Genomic DNA, 24095 nt, shown 5'->3' on the forward strand with positions numbered 1-24095 from the left:
CGCCTTGGCACCCTCACGTCTCCTCCTCAACCAAAGTCGCAGCTAACTGGTAACTGGAGAGGAGACAGGAATGAACATCACACTGGCCGTCGATTCGGCGGCAGGGAGCACGACGAAACTGCTGGTGCTCGCCTTGATCGTCGTGGTCGCGGTGGTGGTCGGCATGGTCGCCGGCGGGCTGAGCCGGCTTGGTGGAACGGGGGTGCCCCACGCGATTCTGCGGGGAGGAACCGCCTTCGCCGGGGCGGTCGCTCTGTTGCTGAGCGTCGTCCTCACCTTCGACCTGCTTTGACTGCCGCGATGGTGGGATTCCGACGCGCGGTGGCGGCTACCGTCGTTGGAATCCCGCTATCGGATTGCCTGATCTTTGGGGGCCGCCGGGCCTAGAAGACCGTGCCATGCGCGTCGGCAGGTGGTTAGCGGGAGTGGCGGTTGCGGGGGTGGTTGCGGGCGGTGCGTTCGTTGCCGCGTTTGTAGTTGCCGGTCCAGCGGGCCATGACGAGTTGGGGGTCGTCGTCGACTTCGGCGAGGAAGTCGGCGGCTCGGGCGCCGCGGAGGGTGGTCGCGGGTTTGCCGTGGTGGGTGATCCGGACGACCTGGTCCGAGAGGACGGTGTATTCGAATCCGTTGGGTGCGGGCATCGCGGTAGTCCAGCAGTCGGCAAGTCCCGCAAGCAACAGGTTTGCCGCCCTGCGCGCGATCGTCGCTGCCGCCCTTGCGGGCCGGGCCGGGCGGTGGCCGTCATCGGCCAGCGGGGGCGGGCCGAGTCGGCGTGTCTGTGCGGGGTGGCGGGAAAGCGTGTAGTGGGGAATTTCGGGGTTGAAAGAAAGAAGTCGCTTTCTTTGAGATGTGCCTTGACGGCGGGGCGTGACGGTCGGGTACCGTGTGGTCACCTTGGGTCGCTGGGGCGACGTTAGCCAGGGTGATTTACGCCTTGCCGGGTGAATGGGGTCAACCGGACCAGGTGTCAGCGCTGGGTATCAGCGTTCTCGGTATTGCCGTGGACCAGTGGGTCCGGCAATGCGCGCGATTCATTCATCAATTGTCGAGCCTTAGACCATTCGTCACCCAATGGGTCGTGGGCGGATTCGCCCTGGCCGAAAACCGGTGCATTGTACTGATTGGTGGTGGGTATTGTGACTTTGACCGAGCCGGCATCCTCTGATGTCGACAGTGGGCAGCCGCAGCTGAGCCTGGGGACCGCCGCCGCGCGGAATCTGGCCACGACGACCAAGTCCGAGCCGCAGATGCAGGGCATCACGTCGCGCTGGCTGCTGAAGATGTTGCCCTGGGTCCAGGTCGAAGGTGGTGTGTTCAGGGTCAACCGGAGGCTCAGTTACGCGATCGGCGACGGCCGGCTGACCTTCACCAGTACCGGCGCCGAGGTCCGCGTCGTACCGCAGGAATTGACCGAGCTGGCCTTGTTGCGCGGTTTCGACGACGTCGAGGTGCTGACCGAGCTCGCGGATCGGTTTGTCCAGCAGGAATTCCAGCCCGGTGACGTGATCGTGCAACGCGGCGGACCGGCGGACCAGATCTGCCTGATCGCGCACGGAAAGGTCAACAAGATCGGTCTCAGCGAATACGGTGACGAATCCGTCATCGGGACGCTGGTCGATGGCGACCATTTCACCTATGCCGCCATTCTGGAAGACGGGGACGTCTGGGAATACACGGTCAAGGCGCTCACCAGCGTGACGGTGCTGACGCTTTCGCAGGATTCGTTCGAGGACCTGGTCCGGCGTTCCGACAGTCTGCGAGCGCATATCGACGAGTTTCGACGCAGCCCCGACCGCGACCAGAACGAGTTCGGTGAGGCGACCATCGATATGGCCGCGGGCCACGTCGGCGAGGCGGAGCTGCCGGGCACGTACGTCGACTACGAGACGACGCCGCGCGAGTACGAGCTGAGCGTGGCGCAGACCGTGCTGCGCGTGCACAGCCGGGTCGCGGACCTCTACAACCAGCCGATGAACCAGACCGAGCAGCAGCTCCGGCTGACGATCGAGGCGCTGCGCGAGCGGCAAGAGCACGAGATGGTCAACAACCGGGACTTCGGGTTGTTGCACAACGCCGACCTGAGCATGCGCATCCCGACCCGCTCGGGACCGCCGACGCCCGCGGACATGGACGAGTTGCTCGCCCTGGTGTGGAAGGAGCCGACCTTCTTCCTGGCTCATCCGCGCACGATCGCCGCGTTCGGCCGGGAGTGCAGCAAGGCCGGCATCTACCCGGACAGCGTCGAGCTCAACGGTCATCGCATTCCCGCGTGGCGGGGCGTGCCGATCTTCCCGTGCAGCAAGATCGGGGTCAGCCCGACGCGGACCAGCTCGATCATGTTGATGCGGGCCGGCGCGGACAACCAGGGCGTCGTCGGACTGCACCAGACCGGTCTGCCGGACGAGTACGAGCCGGGCCTGTCGGTCCGGTTCATGAACATCAGCGAGAAGGCGATCATCAACTACCTGGTGAGCGCGTACTACTCGACGGCCGTGCTGGTGCCGGACGCGCTCGGCATCCTCGAAGGCGTCGAGATCGGGCGGGAAGGCTAGTCCATGGCGCAGCCGTACGAGCTGCCCAAGTTCTACGTGCCGTACCCGGCCCGGATCAACCCGCACTTGGAGGCGACGCGAGCGCACAGCCGGGCCTGGGCGTACGAGATGGACATGATCGATGTTCCTCAACAGGGCAAGGCGATCTGGGACGCGCATGACTACGACTCGCACGACTACGGACTGCTGTGTGCGTACACCCATCCGGACGCCACCGGACCGGCGCTGGACCTGGTGACCGATTGGTACGTCTGGGTCTTCTACTTCGACGACCACTTCCTGGAGGTCTACAAGAAGACGCAGGACATGGCCGGCGCCAAGGCGTACCTGGACCGGCTGCCGCTGTTCATGCCGCTCGACGGTGTCATCACCGAGGAGCCGCACAACCCGGTCGAGCGCGGGCTCGCCGATTTGTGGACGCGGACCGTGCCGTCGATGTCGATGGACTGGCGCCGGCGCTTCACCGGTACGACGGAGGCGTTGCTGGCCGAATCCCTGTGGGAGCTGAACAACATCAGCGCGGGCCGGCTGGCGAACCCGATCGAGTATGTCGAGATGCGCCGCAAGGTGGGCGGCGCGCCTTGGTCGGCCAACCTGGTCGAGTACGCCGTGAACGCGCAGGTGCCGCCGGAGGTCTCGGCATCGCGGCCGATGCAGGTGCTGAGCGACACGTTCTCCGACGCGGTCCATCTGCGCAACGACCTCTTCTCGTATCAGCGCGAAGTGGAGAAGGAGGGTGAGCTCAACAACGGCGTACTCGTGATCGAGCGGTTCCTCGGTTGTACGCCGCAGCAGGCGGCCGACAAGGTCAACGACATCCTGACGTCACGGCTGCTCCAATTCGAGAGCACTGCTCTCACCGAGGTGCCGCCGCTCCTCGAGGAGCACGCGCTCGGCCCGCAGGCCTGGCTCGATGTGATGAATTACGTGAAAGGCCTGCAGGACTGGCAATCCGGTGGTCACGAGTGGCACTTGCGATCCAGCCGCTACATGAACGATGGCGGTAAGGCGGCCACCAGCCAGCTCGGCGGACCAGCCGGCCTCGGCACGTCGGCAGCCCGGATCGCGACGTCCATCATCTCGACCATGCCGTACCGCCTGCGTAGCCACGGCAACCTGCCGTACCGCGTGGTCGGGCCGACAGCCCTGCCGGACATCTACATGCCGTACGACCTCCGCATGAGCCCGCACGAGTCCAAGGCCCGCGAGCACATGATGGAGTGGTCCGAGCGGATGGGCCTGCTGGACGGACTGGTCTGGGACGCGGGCAAACTCGAGGCGCACGATCTCGCGTTGTGCGCGGCGGCGATCGACTCCGACGCGACACCGGAACAGCTGAACATCACGACCGGCTGGCTCACGTGGGGGACGTACGCCGACGACTATTACCCCATCGTCTTCGGACGGACCCGGGATATGGCCTCGGCGAAGGCGACCAACGCGCGCTTGTCGCAGCTCATGCCCGTTGACGGTGAGGCCACGCCAGACCCGGTCACGCCGTTGGAGCGATCACTGCAGGACCTGTGGCAACGCACGGCGGGACCGATGACCGTCCCCGCCCGCAAGACGTTCCGCGCGGCGATCGACACGATGATCGACAGCTGGCTGTGGGAACTGGCCAACCAGTTCCAGAACCGTATTCCCGACCCGGTCGACTACATCGAGATGCGGCGCCGGACCTTCGGCTCCGACCTCACGATGGCCCTGTGCCGGCTGGCGCACGGCCGGACGGTGCCGCCCGCGATCTACAAGACGCGTCCGATCCGGGCGTTGGAGAACTCGGCCGCCGACTACGCCTGCCTGCTGAACGACCTCTTCTCCTACCAGAAGGAGATCCAGTTCGAAGGCGAGATCCACAACGGCGTACTCGTCGTACAGAACTTCCTCAACTGCGACCAAACCGAGGCGATCGCCATGGTGAACGCCCTGATGACGGCCCGGATGAAGCAGTTCGAGCACATCGTGGCGGTCGAGTTGCCGGCCCTGTTCGACGACTACGACCTGGACGACGAGGCCCGCCGGACCCTGACCGGCTACGCCGACGAACTCAAGTACTGGATGTCCGGAATCCTCAACTGGCACCGCGGCTGCCACCGCTACGAAGAGGCCGACCTCTGGCGGCACGCGCTGCCCCAAGGCCCCAAAGGCCTCGGCACCTCGGCGGCTCGCATTCCCTCATCACATCAGCTGCGTAGGCAGCCGGTGGCGCACGCGCAGAGATTGGACGGTGCACTGTGACGGCTATCGAAGAGGCCACCGAAAGGCCCCAGCTCAGCCTCGGTACGGCGGCGGCGCGGCAACTCGCGACGACGACCAAGACCACTCCGCAGATGCAGGAGATCTCGCCACGCTGGCTGTTGCAGGTGCTGCCGTGGGTCGAGACGCAGGGTGGTGCGTTCCGCGTCAACCGCCGTACGACGTACGCGGTCGGCGACGGCCGGCTCAGTTTCGCGACCACCGGTGCGGAGGTCCGGGTGATCGCGGCCGAGCTCTCGGAGTTGCCGCCACTGCGCGACTTCAACGACGAGGAAGCGCTCCGGGCTCTCGCCGACGCCTTCGGTCAGCGGGAGTACGCACCGGGCGAGGTGATCGTCGAGTTCGGCAGCCGGATCGACGACATCGTCCTGATCGCGCACGGCAAGATCGCGAAGACCGGTATCGGCGAGTACGGCGACGGCACCGAGCTCGGCGCCGCGGCGGACGGCGACTACCTCGGCGAACAACTGCTGCTGGATCCACCCGAGAGCATCTGGGAGTACACCGCCAAGGCGACGACCCAATGCACTGTGCTGATCCTCAACCGCCAACAGCTCAGCGAGATCCTGGACAGGGCCGAGCCGTTGCGCAACCACCTGAACGACGTAAGAGCACGCCCGCAACGCCCGCAGAACAAGGCGGGTGAGGCCGCGATCGAACTCGCCTCCGGACACGACGGCGAGGCCGACCTGCCAGGCACGTACGTCGACTACGAGGCGTCCCCGCGGGAGTACGAGTTGAGCGTCGCGCAGACGATTCTGCGCGTGCACAGCCGGGTGGCGGACCTCTACAACAACCCGATGGACCAGACCGAGCAGCAACTCCGCCTGACCATCGAGGCACTTCGCGAACGCCAGGAGCACGAGCTCATCAACAACCGCGAGTTCGGCCTGCTGCACAACGCCGAATTCAGCCAGCGCATTTACACCCGCACGGGCCCACCGACGCCGGACGACTTCGACGAGCTCATCACCCGGCGCCGCAAGTCGCGGTTCCTGCTCGCACATCCGAAGGCCATCGCCGCGTTCGGCCGCGAATGCGTGCGCAAGGGCATTCACCCCGAGACGAACGTGGTGGACGGCAAACGGGTGCACTCCTGGCGCGGCGTACCGCTGTTGCCCTGTAACAAGATCCCGATCTCGAAGACCAACACCACCTCGGTGATCGTGATGCGGACCGGGCTTGACGACGAAGGCGTGATCGGGCTGCGGCAGACCAACCTGCCCGACGAGGTGGAGCCGGGGCTGAACGTGCGCTTCATGGGGATCAACGAGAAGGCGGTCATCTCGTACCTGGTCAGCACGTACTACTCCGCGGCAGTGCTCGTCCCGGACGCCCTCGGTGTCCTGGAGAACGTCGAACTCGGCGGATGAGGAGCGACCGATGGCAATGACGGACGCAAGACCCGAGGCCGGTACCGCCGGCCGATCCGCGCGGGAAGTCCTCCAGTGGAGTCGCGACCAGGTCGAGCCGGCGCTCAAGGCGGCCGTCGCGACGATGCCGCAGGCCACCCAGCGGATCACGAACTACCACTTCGGCTGGCAGGACGAGGAGGGCCGGCCGGCCAACGGGGACGGCGGGAAGGCGTTGCGGCCGGCGCTGGCCTTGCTCGCGGCCGAGACGGTCGGCGGGCTGTCGGATGTGGCCGTGCCGGCCGCGGTCGCGGTCGAGCTGGTGCACAACTTCTCGCTGTTGCACGACGACGTGATGGACGCCGACGCCACTCGGCGGCATCGCGCGACGGCGTGGACCGTGTTCGGGATCAACGCGGCGATCCTGGCCGGTGACGCCCTGCTCAGCCTGGCGTTCGACGTACTGGCGGATAGCGGTCATCCGGCCGCGCATGAGGGCACCCGCATCCTCGGTACGGCGGTGCAGGACCTGGTCGACGGACAGCTCGCGGACTCGCACTTCGAGACGCGAACCGACGTCGAGCTGGCGGAATGCGTGCGGATGGCCGAGCTCAAGACGGGCGCGTTGCTCGGTGCGTCGTGTGCGCTCGGCGCGGTATTTGGCGGCGGCCGTCCGGACCAGGTCGAACACCTGCGGCGGTTCGGGGCGGACCTCGGGTTGGCCTTCCAGTACGTCGACGACTTGCTTGGTATTTGGGGCGATTCGGCCGTGACGGGTAAACCCGTGCATTCGGATTTGAGTCGTCGCAAGAAGTCCCTTCCGGCGGTCGCGGCGCTCACGTCTGGGACGGACGCCGGGCGCGAGTTGGCCGTGCTGTACCACGACACCCTGCCGTTGTCGGACGTCGAACTCGCCCGGGCTGCGCTGCTGATCGACCAGGCGGGAGCGCGTACCAAGAGCCAGGACGAGGCGGACGCCTTGCTCGCCTCGGCCCTTGGCCAGTTGGCGTCCGCGCATCCGGTCGCACCGGCCGCGGTCGAGCTGGGAAAGCTGGCCCGCCTGGCCACCCGCCGCGACCACTGAGACCACGCGCGACCACTGAAGGAGGTATGGATGATCAATGTTCACGACCCCGCTTGGGCGGCCGTGGCCGGCGTCTCCCGCACGATCCTGCTGGCCGCGCCGCGCTCGTTCTGCGCCGGCGTCGAGCGAGCCATCGAGGTGGTCGACCAGCTGCTCGCCCAGCGCGAAGACCCGATCTACGTCCGCAAGCAGATCGTCCACAACACCCACGTGGTGGCCGATCTGGAGAGCCGTGGTGCCGTCTTCGTCGACGAGCTGGACGCCGTACCGCAGGGCGCCACGGTGGTCTTCTCGGCGCACGGCGTCTCGCCCGCGGTTCGCACCGAGGCCGCGCGGCGTGGCCTCGACGTGGTCGACGCGACCTGCCCGCTGGTGGCCAAGGTGCATGCGGAGGCCAAGCGGTACGCCGGCCGCGGTGACACGGTCGTCCTGATCGGCCATGCGGGTCACGAGGAGGTCGAGGGCACACTCGGCGAGGCGCCGTCCCAAACGGTGCTGGTGGAATCGGTCGAGGACGTTGCTCGCGTGCAAGTCGCCGATCCCACCCGCGTGTCCTACCTGACCCAAACCACCTTGTCCGTGGACGAAACGGCCGACATCCTCACGGCTTTGCGGGCGCGGTTCTCCCAGTTGAAGGGTCCCGACTCCGCCGACATCTGTTACGCCACCACCAACCGGCAGGACGCGCTCGCGGCGATCGCGTCCGAGTCGGACCTCGTACTGGTGGTCGGCTCGACCAACTCGTCCAACTCGGTCCGCCTGGTCGAACTCGCCCGCAGGCAAGGGACTCCGGCGTACCTGCTCGACGATGCGGACGGCCTTCGCCCGGCATGGCTCAACGACGTACGGGTGATTGGACTGACCGCTGGAGCGTCCGCGCCGCCGAGGCTGGTGAACGGCGTGATCGCGGCCCTCGAGCGATTGGGCCCGCTCGAAATGGTCGAACGCGAGATCACCCGCGAGACCATCCACTTCACCCTCCCGACGGCGGTGCGACCGCTATGAACCTCTATCTGAGCGGGACGCTGTGGGTGGTCGGCGTGATGGTCGCGACGGGCGTGCTCGCCGTGGTGTTGCGGAAGGCCCGGCAGAAAGAAGGGCGCGAGGCCAACAACGAACTGGCCGGGCAGGTCTTCACCGTCGTCGGTGGCGTGAACGTGGTGATCGCGGCGTTCGTACTGATCTCGTTGTTCGACGCGGTGGACAACGCGCAGGACACGGCGTACGAGGAGGCGAACGCGCTCGTCGGCGTGAAGTGGGCGAGCTCGTCGCTGCCCGAACCGGCCCGGACCGAGATCAACCGGCTGACCAGGTCGTACGCGATCGAGGTCGCCGATCGGGAGTGGCCGAACCTTCGAGAGAGCCGGCCGGTCGGGAACGCCGGCTGGGACTTGCTCGGGGATCTCCAGCAGGCGGTCGATGGCGCTGCCACGAAGAACGATCGCCAGGAGGCTGCTCGCGTCGAGGCGGCGACTCAGGTTTGGAACGTGTATCAGGCTCGGCAGCAGCGCATCAACGCCGCGGGTGACGGGGTGACCTCGGTGGTGTGGTTCGCGATTCTCGTCGGCAGTGTGATGTCGATATCGCTGATGTTCATGTTCGGCGGGCCGAAGGTGATGTCGTACGCGATCATCGTGTCGATGCTCGCGGGCTCGATCGGCCTGCTTTTGTTCGCGATCCAGCAATTGCAGAACCCGTTCAGTGGTGAGGCCAGTGTCGGGCCCGAGGCCTTTACCGCCGCGTTGGCCAGGCTCAAACAAGGTGGTTGAGGTGCGCAGGATCTCCGCCGCTGTCTGCGCGTTCGTGCTCTCGCTGGCGTGGGTCGTGCCCGCCTCGGGCGCAGGTTCCGCTGGCGCGTGCGTGATCTTGCAGGCGCAGACGAGTTGGCACGCGACGACGCTGCGGCGGATCGACGTGTCCTCGGGCCGGACGGTGGTGCAGGCATCGCTCGGCTTTCCGGTCAACGCGATCGGGTACGCACGGGAGCAGGACCTGTCGTACGGCATCGCGAACATCCGGCATCGGCCGCATCTCGTCACGATCGACGGGCGTGGAGTGGCCGTGGATCTGGGCGCGATACGGAAGCACGGGCCTTTCCAGCCGACCGCCGGTGCGGTCTCGGGCCACCGGCTGTACCTGCGCGACGGGCATCGGTTGTTCGCGATCGACATCAACCCGCGGAGCCGGTCGTTTCGCGCGGTTGTCGCGATGACGTGGTTGTCGCCGGGGTTTCTCGCTCACTCGGTGGACGACTTCGCGGCTGATCCCGCATCGGGGTGGTTGTACGGCGTGACGACGCTGGGGTTTGGGCCGGCGCAGGTGGTTCGCATCGATCCTTCTAGTGGCAAGGTGCGGGCGGTCGCGTCGTTCCCGGAGTTGCCGCGGCGGCATTCGTACAGCTCGGCGGTGTTCGGAGGACGGGACAGGTTGTACGTCGTCCACACGGCGGCGGGGGAGCGGAGCCGGTTGTTCTCGATCAGGCTGGACGGATCGCGAGTGGTCACCGAACTCGCGTCCTGGTCATCGGCCCGAGGCGGCGACGCCTCCGGCTGCCTCCGCCCAGCCGCCCCTCCACCACCGCCTCCGCCGCCACCCACCCCAACGCCTCGCCCGACGCCGACGCCTTCGCCCACGCCCACTGCTTCGCCGACTGCGACGTCGACGCCGAGGCCGACCGTGACGGCAAGGCCGACTGCGACGCCGACTGCGACGCCGCAACCGACTCCGACCGCCCAGCCGACCGTCAGGCCGACAATGCCTCCGCCCTCGGCCTCACTGCCACCGGTATCGCCCACCCGCGTGCCGCCACAACTCCCTCTGCCGCGTCGCCCGACGCCGACTGCTACCGGGACGCCTTCAACGACGCCGACTCCGTCGAACACTCCGACGGCATCACCGTCCTGGACCGCGACATACGACGCCCTCGCAGCCAAGGACGACGCCGCCAACCCACCGGATCACCTCGTACGCACGCAGCGCCGCTGGTCGATGGCGCTGATCCTGATGATCTTCCTCAGCGGCGCCACCGCCATGCGCATCCGCCGCCGACGCCGTCCGCTCAGTGGTTGACCCGATAGTGGAGGTAGATGGTCTGGTTGATGCGGCGCTCGTCGAGAAGGGTGAGGTCGAGGCGGAGGTCGTCCGGCAGGGATTGGTTGCCGCCGCCAACGATCGCCGGGACGAGGAACAGCTGGAGCTCGTCGACCAGGCCCGCCTTCAAGGCCTGCGCGGCGAGGTGCGGACCGCCAATCGCGAGATCGGCGCCGGCCGTCTCCTTGAGCCGTCGTACGGCCGCCGGGTCGAACTCGCGCTCGAGCCGAGTCCGTTTGGTCCGCACCTCGTTCTCCGGCAGCGTGGACGAGTAGACCACCTTGTCCGCGCCCTGCCAGATCGCCGCGAACTCCTGCTCGACCGGCGGAAGCCCCTCGGCCGTCTCCCAGAACCGCAGCACGTCGTACATCCCGCGCCCATAGAGGTACGTGCCGAGTGGTCGCATCAACTCGTTGACGAAGCCATGGACGTCGTCATCCGGCGCAGCCCAGTCGAAGTTGCCGGTCTCGTCGGCGACATACCCGTCGAGCGACCCGATAGTCGAGTAAATCAGCTTGGCCATACCCCATCGCACCACAAACCAAGCCCCTCGGCACCACCCTGCCGCACCCGTGGAATCGGCGTCCCTTCCTCCTTCTCCCGCGAGTGGTCGCGTCTTAACCTGACCACTCGCGGGGAGGTTCAGACGTGACCACTCGCGGGAGAAGGAGGGGGCGGTGGGCGGTTGGATTGGGTGGATTGGGGAGGGCTCTGGGTTAGATCGTGATGGTTACTTTGCCGCGGGATTGGCCGGATTGGACGTAGGCGATGGCGGCGGGGGCTTCGGCGAGGGGGAAGGAGCGGTCGATCACCGGGGTGACTTTGCCCGTTTCGATCAGGTTGCTGAGGGTGTCGAAGTCCGCGGCGCGCTCGCTGCTGATGATGCCGAGCAGCCGTTGACCGACGAACGGCGAGAGTAGAGCGGCTCGGAGTAGGCGTTCCGTTCCACCGAAGACCTTGCCGCCCTCTTCTCCTCCAACGATGACCAGTGTTCCCTTAGCGGTTAGCAATTGCCGTAGCCGGCGTAGCGGTCGGTTGCCAGCTATGTCGAGGATGAGGTCGTACTGCCCGCTCAACTCGTCACTGGTGTAGTCGATGACCTCGTCGGCTCCGATCGACCAGACCAGGTCTACCTTCGTGGTGCTGCATACGCCCGTCACGTGGGCTCCGAGTGCTTTAGCCAGTTGTACGGCGTACGTGCCGACACCACCAGCCGCACCGATCACCAGCACGCGCTGCCCGGCCTGAACCTTCCCGCTGTCCCGCAACGCCTGCAACGCCGTACCGCCGGAGATAGGAACTGCGGCCGCCTGTTCGAAGGTGAGGTTCTCAGGCTTGCGCGCGAGCCTGTCTTCCCTGGCGGCCGCGTATTCGGCGAATGAGCCCTCACAAGTGCCGAAAACCTCGTCACCTGGTTGGAAGCGCGTGACCCCACTACCGACGGCCTCGACGGTTCCTGCGACTTCCCGGCCTCGTACGGCGGTCTTGGGTGCGCGTACGCCGTACCCAAGACGGAGGAGGTACGGCAGACCCGTCATGAGGTGCCAGGCGCCTGCATCGACACTGGCCGCTTGAACCTTCAGTAGCACCTGGTTGTCGGCAGGCGCGGGCTTGGCGATCTCCCGAAGCTCGAGGACCTCGGTAGTGCCGTACGTGTCCTGAACGATCGCCTTCACGGTGTTTCTCCTGCACTGTCGGGATAGTGGAATACGTCGTCGAGCGGTACGCCGAACGCGTGCGCGATCTGGAAGGCCATCTCCAGGGATGGCGAGTACCGCCCCTGCTCGATGGCGATGATGGTCTGCCGGGTCACCCCGACGCGGTCGGCCAACTCGGCCTGGGTCATCTCGCCGGTGCTGAACCGCAGCGCGCGGATCGAGTTCGTCACCTTGGTCGGCTTCACCACGTCTGGAACCCCCGGCGATAGGCGAAGATCTTGGTCACGGATCCCAGCAACGACGACAGTACGAACGCCAGGTACATCGCGTTGGCGATCCAGAAGTAGTCGGCCTCGGTCATTGCGAGGAGCATCGTCGTGACCGCGCCGATCACGACGAACGACTGGCCGACGTACTCGCCGAACCGTTCGATCTCGCGATCGCGCTGATCCTTCTTGCTGGGCTTACCCCCGGCGGCGATGTCGGCCGCGATGCTGAGCACAATCGCAGCCACGATGGCGGCTCCGATGGTCCACAACAGCGGCGCCACATACGGCACCTCGGACAGCGACCCGCCGTCCGCGCGTCCCAGAACGACGATCAGATACGCCCCGTACCCGATGACCGTGACGATGGCCATGATCCACGCGCGCTTCTCTTCGTGCGCCATACCGGCTCCCAGGTAAAGAATCTTTGACATCTCCGAAGGTAAAGCACAACAGACACGATGTCAAAGATTCTTTACCTAGATTCGACTCGGCCGCGGATCGCGATGGGGCATCCGCCGAAAAGGTTGCCTCAGGCCCGGAATTCGACAGGGGTCGAAAGCCGGCCCGGCGCCTACCGCGTGGATCCGGCAAGTGCGCGAATGCGCTGTTCGACCGAAACCGAAGCTACTAGGTGTTCCGGCAGCCCCATTGCTACTTTTAGTCACCGGTCGAGCGGTTCGCGCCGACGACCGGCTGATGAGGCCTCATCGGAGAAAACTCTTGCTGTGTTGACGAATCGCTCAGATCGGGAGTCTGGGCGCGTCGTCGAAGGTAGACCTCTATGTAACTCTGAGAGAAGGCATCGACTATGACGCAAGCAGTCCGTAAGACCGGTCGTGGCCGCGCGCTGGCCAGGGCCGCGGTCCTCACCGCCGTGGTGGCGACCTCAACGCTGACCGGAGCCCAGTCCGCCTCGGCCGGTGGCAACGGGTGCGCGTGGATCGGCTACTACAACGACACGATCAAGACCCAGCACTGGTCCGGCTGTGTCAGCGGCTACTACCACCAGGACGTTTGGTCGAACGGCCGGAGCGAGTCGACCGGCACGTACTACTACAACGGTGGCGTCATCAACCGCCTCTGGTGGAGCATTCCCGACGGGCAGGGTGCCTGCACCCAGCTCTGGTACCACAAGCCCGGCGGTGGCTACGAGTCCAAGGGCCTGCCCTGCGAAGAGAACTGACCCGCTGAGCTAGCGGCCGCCCGTGTCACCCGCCGAATCAGGCGGCGTGGCACGGGCGATGCCGGCGGCGGCGCGGAGGTGCTTCGCCAACCCCGCGATCGGCGCGGAGGTCGTTCGGACGTGGGCGCCCCAGCAGAGGACATGGCGGCGGTGCGACCACGGGTCCTGCAACGCGCACACGTCGATCGGCAGACCGGGATCGAGGGCGCGACGCGGTACGACGGCCAGGCCGACACCACCGGCGGCCAGCGTGATGAGGGTGTGCAGGTTGGGAACGAGCGTCCGGTATCGCGCGACCGGCGCCTGGGCGAGCCGCTGGTCCATCCACTGGCGCAGGGACGAATCGAGGTCCAGCCCGACCAGAGGGTGCTCGGCGATTTCGCGATAGCTGATCTCGGTTCGCCCGGTCAGGATGCCGCCGGTCTGACCGATCACCACCAACGAGTCGTCGCCGAGCGGTTCGGCGTACAACTCATGGTCTTCCCCAGCGCGGGCGGGCTCGGTCAAGACGATGCCGAGGTCGGCCGTGCCGTCGGCGAGCCTGCGCAACGTCTGCGGAGTCCGTTGCTCGACGACCGTCACGTCGTGTTCCGGATACTCGAGCAGGTACGACGTCAGCGCCCGCGGCACCAGGCGATGCATCGCCGACCCGCCGGCCAGCAACACCACGGGCGCTCCTGGCGCTGCGGTATAGCTCGCGACCGCGCTGTCCAGCCGCGCGGTCTGAGCGAGTACGTCGCGCGCGTGCCGGGCCAGCGTCGTACCGGCGGGTGTCGGGCGTACGCCGCGTCTTTCCCGGATCAGCAGGTCGACCCCGGCGTGCGCTTCGAGTGCCCGGACCCGCGCGCTGGCCGAAGGCAGACTCAAGTGCATCAGGCGCGCCCCAGCGGTGATCGAGCCCGCTACCACGATGTGCACGAACAATCGTAGGTCGTCCAGGTCATAGCGCATACCGTCAGCCTATGCCTACGCCTAAGGGTGACTGCGCCAATCGCGCATTGTGGTCTGACCCACCGGACCTGATGCTCGTACGATGACGGACTACCTCGTCGTACTGCTGGCAGGCCTGCTCGCGGGCCTGCTGAACGCCGTCGGCGGCGGTGGAACGTTCGTCGCCCTGCCGACGCTCGTGGCCGCCGGCATGCCTTCCGTCACCGCCAACGCGGCCACCACCGTCGCTTTGTTGCCTGCGGCAATGACCAGCGCCTGGGTGCTCAGACGCGATCTCACGCCATTGACGAACGTACCGACCCGCGCATTGACGGCGATCAGCGTGATCGGGGGAGCCGCTGGTGCGGTTCTGCTGCTGGCCTTACCCGCCGTGGCCTTCGACGCGGTGGTGCCGTGGTTGCTCGCCTTCGCGACGCTGGTCCTCGCCTTCGGTCGGCGTGTCACCAAGCTGTTCACAACGTCGGTCGCCCTTGGACCCGGCGTGGTGTTGGCCGGCCAGTTCGTGCTGGCGCTGTACGGCGGCTACTTCGGTGGTGCCGTGGGGATGCTGATGGTGGCGTTCTGGGCTGCCGGTCTCGGTCACGACCTCGCAGCGCTCAACCCGATGCGCGTCGCCCAACTCGCGGCCATCTATCTCACCGCGGCGGGCATCTTCCTGGTGGCGTCGGACGTCGGCGAAAGCCCAACGGTACTTGGCATTCTGCTCGTGGGTGCTGTCGCGGGCGGATTCGGTGGTGCGCATGTGGCACGTCGTCTTCCGGCGGGGGTGTTGCGTGGGCTGGTGCTGTCTTCGGCCGTTACGTCGACCACGCTGTACTTCCTGAAGGAGCTGGGGTGATGGACGACTTCAGCCCGGCGGCCCGGGCGCGGCTCGCAATGTCGTACGACGCTTGCGAACTCGCCGAAGGCGCCCGTCGCCTCGTTGGGGCCAGGGGGTTCGAGGGTGCGGGTGCTGCGGTGGAAGGTGCTGGGCGGGTGCTTGATGACGCCCACCGGTTGCTCGAGGCCGCTGTCGTGTTCGCACGAGTTGAGGGCGCCGACTGGGCGGTCGTCGGCGATTCGCTCGGGCTTTCGGCCGGCGATGCGCAGGAACGTTTCGGGCCGGCTGAAGCCCGCTTCCGGGGTGAGCTCCAGGGGCCTACAGAGAGGGCTTGGCGGCAGTATCTCGTTCGCGAGCCCCTCGAAGCGGCGCTCGATCTCGATGATTGGGTACGCCGTCACGCGGACGGCGACGATGACCCTGGTCCGGCGCCGGTCTCCGGGCCGCTGACGTCGTGACCAGGCTCAGAAGGCTCAGTAGGCTCAGTTGGTGATGGCGTAGGTGGTGTTGTCGGTCGGGTCGACCAGGGCCGGAAGCCGGGCACCTACCTCTTGGCCGGGCTTCTCCTCGGTCCGGTGCACGGTCTGGAACGGCTCGAAACCGGGGCCGGTGATCCGGAGGGTGAGGGCGACACCGTTCTCCTCGTTGACGATGCACCACTGGGAGGCGAGGATCTCGGCGCTCGCCTTGATGCCGGCCGTCGCGAGCCGGTTGGCTCGCTGCTGCTCCCGGTTGATGATGATCCACGCCACGCTGTAGTACCCGCTGATGGCGATGGTCATGGCGATACTCGCGGCCACGGCCAGGCGGCCCCAGTGGTCGATATAGGCGTAGTACGCGAGGGTGGGGGAGGCGAGGATCGCCAGCAGCAACGCGCCGTACACGAGCAGGTTGCCGACTGGCCCTCGCCGCGGCCAGGGCACCGCGTTTCCGTCGTCGACGAATCGCATCCCGGGATCCTAGTGCTCTGAAGGTCAGACGCTGCGGAGAACCGAGACGACGATGCCGAGGATGGCGGCGTTGTCGCCGTCGATGACGTCGTAGTCGGGGTTGCGGGGTTCGAGGAAGACGTGGCCGTTGCGGCGGCGATAGACCTTCACGGTGGCTTCCTCGTCGATCATGGCGGCGACGATCTGGCCGGAGTGGGCCTCGGTCTGCTGGCGTACGACGACGATGTCGCCGTCGCAGATCGCGGCGTCGACCATCGAGTCACCTCGGACGCGTAGGCCGAAGACGGTGCCGCGTCCGGTTAGGCCGCGCGGGAGCGAGAGCACATCGTCGACGTGTTCGATGGCGGAGATGGGGGTTCCGGCGGCGATGTCACCGACGACTGGGACGGAGACGGAGTCGTCGGTTGGTTCCTGTGTCGAGGGGGCGCGCAGGAACATCCGTACGTCGATCGCGCGGGACATCGAGGAACTGCGGCGGAGGAAACCCTTGTCCTCGAGATCGGCCAGGTGCTTCGACACGGATGACGATGATCGTAGGCCGACCGCCTCACCGATTTGGCGAGTGCTCGGCGAGTAGCCGTACTTGACCGCCCAGTCCCGGATCGTGACCAGGATCTTCTGCTGACGGGGCGGAAGTGCCGAAGTGTTCAGGTGCTCAAGCTCAAACTCATCGAAGGTGGTCACTGCGGAATCGTAGATGCAAACGCCCCTTCTACCCGCCCACCCACGCCAGCAGTGGCCAAGACTGCGGCGGGCGGTGTACGACGAATGGCGTCGGGTGGTGCACGAGACTGGCGTCCGGGTGGTGCACAAGACTGCGACGATCGGTCCCAATTTGCCGCTCTTCTGCTACCTGTCAGGTGCAGGCGAGCTCGCAGCGGCAAATTGGGACCGATCGTCGCAGTCTTGAGTAGGCGTGCGCCCCTGGCCTGAGAGGCGCGCGCCGGGCGAGGGTTAGGGGGCGGCTGGGCCTACGTCGGCTGGGGTGAGGGGGCGGCGTACGGGGGTGAGGGTGGAGTATTCGTCGGCGCCTACGTCGTACGGGGCGGTGCGGGTGTGGCCGTCTAGGTCGTCGGTTACGCGGGTCGAGTGGTCGAGGCTCGACTTGTTGATGGCGGCGCTGCCGCTGGCGAGGCGGTAGATGCCGTCCGTACCGGCGACCAGTTTCGGGTCGGCGCGGGTGTAGCCGGACGACGGGATGTTGCCGGTCGACGCGCCGCCCCAGACGATGTTGCCCGACCAGGTCAGACCCTGCGTGTACGGCATCGAGACCAGCGTGCCCGAATCACCCACCAGGAGGTTGTCCGAGATCTTGCAGGCCAACGGCGGCAACGTCCGCTGGCTCTCGCCGGCCAGCGCCTGCGCGTTGTTCCGCAGGGTGTTGAGCACGATCGTGACCCGGTCGGGCGCGTCGTTTCCACGCCGCGAGTCCGAGCTCTCGCCCTCGTAGTGGTCCCGGACCGTGCCGCTGCCGAGCACGATCCCGGCGCTGCCGACACCGCCGACGTAGTTGTTCACGATCAGCTGGTCGTTGCCATAGATACGGATGCCGTTGTCGCCGGAGAGAATGTAGTTGCCCTCGACCCGGTTGTTGTTGCCGTGCCGCAGGACGATGCCGCCCAGGGACGACCGGATCGTGTTGTACTGGATGGTGCTGCCGGACGCCTTCACCGAGATCGCCTCGGGGTCGCCGTTGACGCGCTCGAACAGGTTGAACTCGATGGTCGCGTCGGCATCGCCCAGCGCGCGGCTGCTGACGCCGAGCCGGATCGGCTCGCCGCCGTTCTCGCCACTGAAGCTGTGATCGCGGAAGTGGTTGCGCAGAATGTGCGTGCGCAACGCCATCTCGTTGGCCTGGTCACCACTCGGGCCGTCGATCACCAGGTAGCAGCCGACCGATGACTTGTCCCGGAACGTGTTCCGGTCGATCTTCGCGTCGTTGCCGCGGACAACGACGCAGTGTGAGGCGGCCGCGGCGAAGGCGATGTCGTTGCGGGTCAGGCGGATCCGCGAGCAGTTCGCCGGGATGTCCAGGGTGCTGCTCTGCCGGAGCGAGAACCCGCTGATGGTGATGTTGGACGAGGAGGAGAAGACGAAACTCAGAGCGCCGGTCAGTACGACGCCACCGCGGGTCTGGGCCGAGATGGTGATCGGCGAGGTGGACGTGCCATTGCGGCCGGTGATCCGGATCCCGCCGGACGGTACGGCGTACGTGCCGTTGGCCAGCACGATCTGCGCCCCGGCCGTGGCCCGGTCGATCGCCGATTGCAGGCCGGCGATCGAGGTCACCGTTTCGCTGGTCCGCGCGGCTACGTCGCTCTTTCCAGACATCTGTAGTGCGATTGCGCCAGTACCGATCACGCCGGCGGCCAGGAAGCTACGACGATCCATGGCGACCTCCTTCTCTGTGGGCGAGCTATGGGGGCAAGCTCGTTGTGGGCGGGGGTATTGCACTTGCGGGGGCACTTCACTTGCTGGGGCGGTACATCCTGCGATAGACGCTCGGGGTCACCGAGGTGATCTGGCGGAACACCTTCGAGAAGTACGACTGCTCCATCCCGACCTCCGCCGCGATCTCCTCCATCGGCCGCGTGGTGGTCGCGAGCTCGCGCTGGGCCCGTTCGATCCGGGCCCGTTTGATGTACTGCTTCGGCGACAACCCGAACTGCGACCGGAAGTACCGGACGAAGGTGTTCGGGTCGTACTCGAACTCGGCGGCCAGTTGGTCCAGCGTCAACGGCGTGGTCAGGTTCGACTCGATGTACTGGACGATCTCCGGCAGCGCGCCGTTCTTCTGCTGCGGCGTCAGCCGCACCGAACCGGGCGGCGCGCTGTCCAGGTAGTGCGCGAACAACGCGGCCAGGGCGGACCGGATTCGCAACGGCGTCGCGAGACCGGGCGGATCCCGGTCAGCCGCGCCGACCTGTTCGAACAACGCCGCCGCCTCTTCGGGAGCACGGCTGCGTACGACGTACGGCATGGTCAGCACTTCGCTGATATCCCAGTCGCCGATCAACGCGGAGAAGTGCAGCCAGTGCTTCCGGAAGGTGTCGTCGCTGATCGTCGTGTACGACACCGGGGTGTCCGCCGGCAGGTAGCAGAGGTCACCCGGCTTCGGGTAGAGCTCCTGGTCGCCGACCGCGAGCCGTCCCTCGCCCTCGAGAATCAGGTACAGCCGCGAGAACGGGTCGGGTTGCAACGGACGCGACCATTCGCGATGCACCTTGGTGATCCGGGCCGCGACCACGAGATCGAGCCGGCACCGGTCCAGGTGGCACCGGATCAACTCGGCGTCGGGCGGCGTGACCACCGCCGACCGCGCCGTGGCGGACGCCGTGGTGGAGGTCATGACGCGAACGGGCCGACGTCGGCCGCCTTCAGCGGGCGGACCCGAACCTCGTCCGCCCACGTGTGGGCTCTGCGCCTGCGGATGAACCCGTCGGCCGGGATGTTCCCGTCCGCGGCGTCACCCCAGAGGATGTTGCCGCGCCACGTGATGCCTTCCTGGAACGGCATGTCCACGTGTGTCCCGCTGTCGGCGATCAACAGGTTGTGCGCGATCGTGCAGTCCAGCGGCGGCAGTACGCGGTGACTCTCGCCGCTGATGCCCTTGCCACAGTTCAGCACGGTGTTGCGTCCGATCAGCACCCGGTCGGGCGCGTCGTTGCCGCGGCGCGACGCCGCCGATTCGCCGGGGAAGTGGTCGCGAACGTTTCCGCTACCAAGCACGATGCCCGACCCCTCGATCTCCTCGATGTAGTTGTTCGTGATTCGGTGGTCGTCGCCGTAGATCCGGACTCCGTTCGAGCCCGACAGGATGAAGTTGCCCTCGACCCGGTTGAAGTTCCCGTGCCGGAGGACGATGCCGCCGAAGCTGTCGCGGATCGTGTTGTGCCGGATCGTGTTGCCCGAAGACTTCACCGAGATCGCCTCCGGGTCACCGTTCGCGCGCTCGAACAGGTTGAAGTCGACCAGAGCGCCGGCGGTGCTCAGCGCCCGCGGGCTGACGCCGAGCCGGATCGGCTCGCCGCCGTTGTCACCGGGGAAGGTGTGGTCGCTGAAGTGGTTCCGGGTGACGTGCACGCCCTGGGCCATCTTGTCGCTGCCGGCGCCCTCGATACCGAGGTAGATGCCGAGCGTCGACTTCCCGTGGAAGGCGTTGCGGTCGATCGTGCTGTGGTCCGCGCGAACCATCAGCCAGTGCAGACCCTCGATATCGGCCAGCTGGAAGTCGTTCCGGGTGAGCCGGATCCGCTGGCAGTCCGGCGGCAGCTCCAGGGTGGTGCTCTGGCGGAAGGCGAAACCACTGATGGTGATGTCCGACGACGCGGCGAAAACGAAACTCCGCTCGCCGGTCAGCACCACGCCGGCCGGGGACTGCGCCCGTACGACGATCGGCTCCAACGCCGTACCGTGTTTGGCCGTGACCAGGATCGGCGTACCGGCCGGAACCGGATAGGTGCCATTGGCAACGGTGATGACGTCGCCCGGTACGGCGCCGTTGATCGCCTGCTGCAGTTCTTCGAGCGTGCTCACGAGCGAGTCATTGCCGCTGGCAACGGCCGGAACGGCTTCGAGAAGTCCGGTCAGTCCTACTGCAACTGTGCCAGTGACGCTGACAGCGAGAAACTTACGGCGGTCCATGTTTGCTCCGAAGTGGTTTGGGGTGTTCTCAGCCCTTGAGGGCGCCGGAGGTCAGCCCGCGGGCGAAAGAGCGTTGGAACAGCAGGAAGACCAGCACCGACGGCAGCAGCGCCAGCAGCGAGGCGGCCATCACGACACCAGGTGTGACGACCGGATCGATGCGCAGCGTCCGCAAGGCCAACGGCAGTGTGTACGCGGAGGAATTCGTTGCCACCAGCAACGGCAGCAGGTACTGGTCCCAGATCATCGTGAAGCCGAACACCCCGATGACGCCGAGGGCGGGCTTGCACAGCGGCAGGATGATCTGGGCGAAGATCCGGAACTCGCCGGCGCCGTCGATCCGCGCCGCCTCCTCGAGCTCGCGGGGCACGTCCTTCATGAACTCGGTCATCACCAGGATCGAGAAGGCCCAGGCGCCGAGCGGCACGATCATGCCGGCCAGCGTGCCCATCAGGTTGAGGTGCACCAGCGGCAGGTCCGCCAGGATCAGCGTCAGCGGCAGGGCCAGGATCTCCTCGGGCAGCATCATGGTGGCGAGGATGGCGACCATCACCAGCGTCATTCCCGGGAAGATCTTGCGGGCCAGTGCGTACCCCGCGAGCACCGAGACCGCGACCTGCAACAGCAGACCGAACCCGACCACGAAGAACGAGTTCATCAGGTAGCGCAGTACCCCGTGGTCGAACGCGATCCGGAAGTTGTCCAGCGTCGGCCGGGTCGGAATCACACTGAGCTGAGTCGGGTCGGACACGTGATTGAACGAGCTGACCAGCAGCGCGAGCAACGGTCCGGCGAACACGATGAACAGGCCGGCGTAGATGATCGCCTTGAACACTTTGGCAATGGTGCCCGTGCGCTCGGTGAGACCGAGGGCGGTCTCCGTGGCGGCGGTCATGCGGATCTCCTCCGTCGGAGCAGCTGGACGCAGATGGTCAGGACGAGGGTGGCGACGAACAGCAGTACCGCGCCGGCCGAGCCGACCCCGAGCCGGTTCTGTTCCAGGCCCAGCTTGTAGATAAGGGTCATCACGACTTCTGTCGAGCCGTTCGGCCCGCCGTTGGTCAACAGGAAGACCTCGGTGAAGCTGCGGAAACCACGCACCGCGGCGAGCACGAACAGGATCGCGAAGACCGGCCGGAGCCCGGGCAGCGTCACGTGCAGGATCCGCTGCTTGGTGGAAGCGCCGTCGACCGTGGCCGCCTCGTACAGACCGCGGTCGATACCGGCCAGGCCCGCGAGGAATATCATCATGTCGTACGGCGCACCGCGCCAGATCCCCGTCAGCATGATCGAGCCGAGCGACGTGTCCGGATGGTTGATGAACCCCGACGGACCGAGCCCGATCAGGCCGATGACCTGGTTCATCAGGCCCTCGCTGGTCGGGTGGTACATGATCCGCCACAACTCGGCGACCACGGCCATCGGTACGACGACCGGCAGGAACGCCGCCGACCGGATGAAGCTCAGCTTCCGGGTCTGGCCCTCGACCAGGAGCGCCAGCCCGAACCCGAGCGCCATCGAACCACCGGTCTGCCCGATGGCGAGCAGGATGGTGTTCCAGGTCGCGGAGCGGAAGCTCTCCGAGGTGAGGATCTCCGCGTAGTTGGCAGCGCCGACCCAGGTGTTGCCGAGGTAGGGGCGGACCTCCTGCACCGACATCGAGACGGCCTGCGCCATCGGGATGAACTTGAAGTACAGGAAGAGGATCAGCGCGGGTGCCAGGAAGAGCCAGGGCACCCACCACTGGCCGATCCGACGCCGACGGGTCCAGCCCGTCGACGCGGTCGGTGGCGGTGGAGTCTTTACCGACGCCGTCACAGGCGCCGCCTCGCGAACACTCACGACGCGCCGATGCCCTGCTGGCTAAGGGTTTCGCCCAGCTTCTGGTCGAGCTTGGTGAGCTCGGCGTTCAGGTCGAGGCCGCAGTCGGCGATCAGGGCGTTGATCGTGTCGGCGGTCGTCTGACGTACGGGCGTCCAGTTCGGGATCGACGGCGCGTAGCGGCTGCCGTCGCGGTAGGCGTCGGCGTACACCTTCCACCGCGGGTCGTTGCGAACCGTGGCGATGTCGACGGTCTTGTTCACCGGCAGCTGCACGATGAAGGCCTTTTCGCCTTCCATACCGATCTTCTGGCCCTCGGGCGAGATCGCGAAGCTGGCGAACTTGTCCTGCGCCGCCTCATTGGCCGAGCCCGCCATCAGGTAGACGCTGCCGCCCTCGGCTAGCACGGTCGCGTCCTTCGGGCCCTTCGGCGCGGGAACGACCTCGTACTTGTCCTTGCCGAGAGCCTTGTCGAAGCGCGCCAGCAGGTACGGACCGACGACGTACATGCCGGTTCGGCCGGCCTCGAACGTCTCGTTGGTCGGGGGAGTGTCCATGGTCGCCGCGCCGGGCTGGACCACCTTCGACGTACAGGCGAGGTCGCGGAACCACTTGGTGGCGGCCACCGACTCGGGGGTCGACATGGCCGGCTTGTACGAGCCGTCGGCCTGCTTGGCGATGAAGTCGCCGCCACCGGCCCAGAGGAAGTTCGAGAAGTACCAGGAGGCGTAGCCGCGCTTGGTCGAGCCCGGAACGGCCAGGCCGTACGTGTCCGGCTTGCCGTTGCCGTCAGGGTCCTCGGTGGTGAAGGCCTTCGCCAGGGTTGCCAGCTGGTCCCAGTTCGTCGGCACGGGCTGGCCGACCTTCTGCCGCCAGTCCTTGCGGATCAGCAGGGCTGCCGCCTGCGCGGAGTACGGCACGCCGTACGTCTTGCCGTCGCCCGACTTCGCCGCGTCGAGCGCGGGCTGAAGAAGTTGGTCGCTGCCCTTGATGGCGGCCAGGTTCACCTCGCGGACGATGCCCTGGGTGACCATCGTGCCGAGCTGCGAGGAGTCGTTCATGACGATGTCCGGCAGATCCTTCTGCGCGGCACGTTGCGAGAGCTTGGTCTCGAAGTCGTCGAAGATCGCGGTGACCTCGACCTTCTGGCCGGTCGCCTGCTCGAAGGCCGCGGCGAGCTTCTTCATGCCCTTCTCACCGTCGCCACCGGGCGTGGTGCGGGCCCACAGCTCGAGCGGGGCGTTCGGATCCTGGGCGACCTTCTCGGCGCCACCCGTACTACAGCCCGCGACTAACAACGCCGTCATCCCGGCAATCGCGGCGATCAACTTGGGTGACCTAGACATCCCAGCTCTCCTATCCAAGCATCGGGATTGGTTGTTTTCCGATGCTATTTCGTCGCAAGATAGCGCTTTCCAAGCCTGAAGGTCAATGATTCGTCCGATGTCTACTTCTGGTGATCGGC

Annotated in this window: 25 protein-coding genes; 11 read left to right on the forward strand and 14 right to left on the reverse strand. The window is 66.6% G+C overall.

Annotation, left to right across the window (positions count from 1 at the left end; genetic code table 11):
* Positions 1–70: 70 nt before the first annotated feature.
* Positions 71–292 (forward strand): hypothetical protein, encoded by a 222-nt coding sequence (locus OG394_RS02420; protein WP_328993130.1) that lies wholly within the window; start codon positions 71–73, stop codon positions 290–292.
* 124 nt (positions 293–416) lie between these two features.
* Here OG394_RS02420 and OG394_RS02425 read toward each other — a convergent pair whose 3' ends face one another.
* The gene (locus OG394_RS02425; protein ID WP_328993131.1) at positions 417–641 is read right to left on the reverse strand and encodes a hypothetical protein; all 225 of its coding nucleotides are present in this window, start codon (positions 639–641) and stop codon (positions 417–419) included.
* 495 nt (positions 642–1136) lie between these two features.
* On the opposite strand from OG394_RS02425, the gene OG394_RS02430 reads away from it, so the two are divergent.
* Genes OG394_RS02430 through OG394_RS02460 form a run of 7 tightly spaced genes read left to right on the forward strand, consistent with a single transcriptional unit; the run spans position 1137 to position 10313 of the window.
* Complete coding sequence (locus tag OG394_RS02430; RefSeq protein ID WP_328993132.1) at positions 1137–2552, forward strand: family 2B encapsulin nanocompartment shell protein; 1416 nt, start codon at positions 1137–1139, stop codon at positions 2550–2552.
* A gap of 3 nt (positions 2553–2555) precedes the next feature.
* On the forward strand, positions 2556–4790 hold the full coding sequence (locus tag OG394_RS02435; protein WP_328993133.1) for a terpene synthase family protein: 2235 nt from the start codon (positions 2556–2558) through the stop codon (positions 4788–4790).
* Entirely contained in the window at positions 4787–6181 is a 1395-nt protein-coding gene (locus tag OG394_RS02440; protein WP_328993134.1) for a family 2B encapsulin nanocompartment shell protein, read from the forward strand. Before OG394_RS02435 ends, OG394_RS02440 begins: the two co-directional genes overlap by 4 nt.
* Positions 6182–6191: 10 nt before the next feature.
* A complete protein-coding gene (locus OG394_RS02445; RefSeq protein ID WP_328993135.1) occupies positions 6192–7244 on the forward strand; it encodes a family 2 encapsulin nanocompartment cargo protein polyprenyl transferase in 1053 nt (350 codons plus the stop codon).
* A 30-nt stretch (positions 7245–7274) separates the two neighbouring features.
* Positions 7275–8249 (forward strand): 4-hydroxy-3-methylbut-2-enyl diphosphate reductase, encoded by a 975-nt coding sequence (ispH, locus tag OG394_RS02450; protein WP_328993136.1) that lies wholly within the window; start codon positions 7275–7277, stop codon positions 8247–8249.
* Positions 8246–9013, forward strand: a complete 768-nt coding sequence (locus tag OG394_RS02455) for a bestrophin-like domain (protein WP_328993137.1) — start codon at positions 8246–8248, stop codon at positions 9011–9013. The genes ispH and OG394_RS02455 overlap by 4 nt, the downstream gene beginning before the upstream one ends.
* Before the next feature lies 1 nt (position 9014).
* On the forward strand, positions 9015–10313 hold the full coding sequence (locus tag OG394_RS02460; RefSeq protein WP_328993138.1) for a hypothetical protein: 1299 nt from the start codon (positions 9015–9017) through the stop codon (positions 10311–10313).
* On the opposite strand, the gene OG394_RS02465 is transcribed toward OG394_RS02460, so the two are convergent.
* The 4 genes from OG394_RS02465 to OG394_RS02480 all read right to left on the reverse strand — a co-directional run bounded on the left by OG394_RS02465 (position 10303) and on the right by OG394_RS02480 (position 12692).
* A complete protein-coding gene (locus tag OG394_RS02465) occupies positions 10303–10857 on the reverse strand; it encodes a dihydrofolate reductase family protein (RefSeq protein WP_328993140.1) in 555 nt (184 codons plus the stop codon). The two genes, OG394_RS02460 and OG394_RS02465, sit on opposite strands and share 11 nt — an antisense overlap.
* A 193-nt stretch (positions 10858–11050) precedes the next feature.
* A complete protein-coding gene (locus OG394_RS02470; protein ID WP_328993141.1) occupies positions 11051–12010 on the reverse strand; it encodes an NAD(P)-dependent alcohol dehydrogenase in 960 nt (319 codons plus the stop codon).
* Positions 12007–12240 (reverse strand): helix-turn-helix transcriptional regulator, encoded by a 234-nt coding sequence (locus OG394_RS02475; protein WP_442914268.1) that lies wholly within the window; start codon positions 12238–12240, stop codon positions 12007–12009. Before OG394_RS02475 ends, OG394_RS02470 begins: the two co-directional genes overlap by 4 nt.
* A complete protein-coding gene (locus OG394_RS02480; protein WP_328993142.1) occupies positions 12234–12692 on the reverse strand; it encodes a hypothetical protein in 459 nt (152 codons plus the stop codon). Before OG394_RS02480 ends, OG394_RS02475 begins: the two co-directional genes overlap by 7 nt.
* 377 nt (positions 12693–13069) lie before the next feature.
* Here OG394_RS02480 and OG394_RS02485 point away from each other — a divergent pair, with 377 nt between their 5' ends.
* Entirely contained in the window at positions 13070–13444 is a 375-nt protein-coding gene (locus tag OG394_RS02485) for a hypothetical protein (RefSeq protein ID WP_328993143.1), read from the forward strand.
* Positions 13445–13453: 9 nt separating this feature from the next.
* On the opposite strand, the gene OG394_RS02490 is transcribed toward OG394_RS02485, so the two are convergent.
* Positions 13454–14395: a LysR family transcriptional regulator gene (locus OG394_RS02490; protein WP_328993144.1), complete on the reverse strand. Its 942-nt coding sequence runs from the start codon at positions 14393–14395 to the stop codon at positions 13454–13456.
* Between the two features lie 82 nt (positions 14396–14477).
* Between OG394_RS02490 and OG394_RS02495 the strand changes: the two genes are divergently transcribed.
* Positions 14478–15233: a sulfite exporter TauE/SafE family protein gene (locus tag OG394_RS02495; RefSeq protein WP_328993145.1), complete on the forward strand. Its 756-nt coding sequence runs from the start codon at positions 14478–14480 to the stop codon at positions 15231–15233.
* Positions 15233–15673, forward strand: coding sequence for a hypothetical protein (locus OG394_RS02500; protein ID WP_328993147.1), 441 nt, complete (start codon positions 15233–15235; stop codon positions 15671–15673). The genes OG394_RS02495 and OG394_RS02500 overlap by 1 nt, the downstream gene beginning before the upstream one ends.
* A 24-nt stretch (positions 15674–15697) precedes the next feature.
* Here the strand turns inward: OG394_RS02500 and OG394_RS02505 are convergent, their stop codons facing one another.
* The 8 genes from OG394_RS02505 to OG394_RS02540 form a co-directional block, all read right to left on the reverse strand.
* Positions 15698–16165: a hypothetical protein gene (locus OG394_RS02505; RefSeq protein ID WP_328993148.1), complete on the reverse strand. Its 468-nt coding sequence runs from the start codon at positions 16163–16165 to the stop codon at positions 15698–15700.
* 24 nt (positions 16166–16189) lie between these two features.
* On the reverse strand, positions 16190–16849 hold the full coding sequence (gene lexA / locus OG394_RS02510; RefSeq protein ID WP_328993149.1) for a transcriptional repressor LexA: 660 nt from the start codon (positions 16847–16849) through the stop codon (positions 16190–16192).
* 270 nt (positions 16850–17119) lie between these two features.
* Positions 17120–18556 carry a polysaccharide lyase 6 family protein gene (locus OG394_RS02515; protein ID WP_328993151.1) on the reverse strand — a complete coding sequence of 479 codons (1437 nt, stop codon included), beginning with the start codon at positions 18554–18556 and terminating at the stop codon, positions 17120–17122.
* A 76-nt stretch (positions 18557–18632) separates the two neighbouring features.
* On the reverse strand, positions 18633–19514 hold the full coding sequence (locus OG394_RS02520) for an AraC family transcriptional regulator (protein ID WP_328993152.1): 882 nt from the start codon (positions 19512–19514) through the stop codon (positions 18633–18635).
* Positions 19511–20809: a polysaccharide lyase 6 family protein gene (locus OG394_RS02525; RefSeq protein WP_328993154.1), complete on the reverse strand. Its 1299-nt coding sequence runs from the start codon at positions 20807–20809 to the stop codon at positions 19511–19513. Before OG394_RS02525 ends, OG394_RS02520 begins: the two co-directional genes overlap by 4 nt.
* A 28-nt stretch (positions 20810–20837) precedes the next feature.
* Positions 20838–21704, reverse strand: a complete 867-nt coding sequence (locus OG394_RS02530; protein ID WP_328993155.1) for a carbohydrate ABC transporter permease — start codon at positions 21702–21704, stop codon at positions 20838–20840.
* A complete protein-coding gene (locus tag OG394_RS02535; protein WP_328993157.1) occupies positions 21701–22627 on the reverse strand; it encodes a carbohydrate ABC transporter permease in 927 nt (308 codons plus the stop codon). The genes OG394_RS02530 and OG394_RS02535 overlap by 4 nt, the downstream gene beginning before the upstream one ends.
* 20 nt (positions 22628–22647) lie before the next feature.
* Complete coding sequence (locus tag OG394_RS02540; RefSeq protein WP_328993158.1) at positions 22648–23976, reverse strand: sugar ABC transporter substrate-binding protein; 1329 nt, start codon at positions 23974–23976, stop codon at positions 22648–22650.
* Positions 23977–24095: the final 119 nt, after the last annotated feature.

The sequence above is a fragment of the Kribbella sp. NBC_01245 genome (assembly GCF_036226525.1).
In the GTDB taxonomy this organism is placed as follows: domain Bacteria; phylum Actinomycetota; class Actinomycetes; order Propionibacteriales; family Kribbellaceae; genus Kribbella.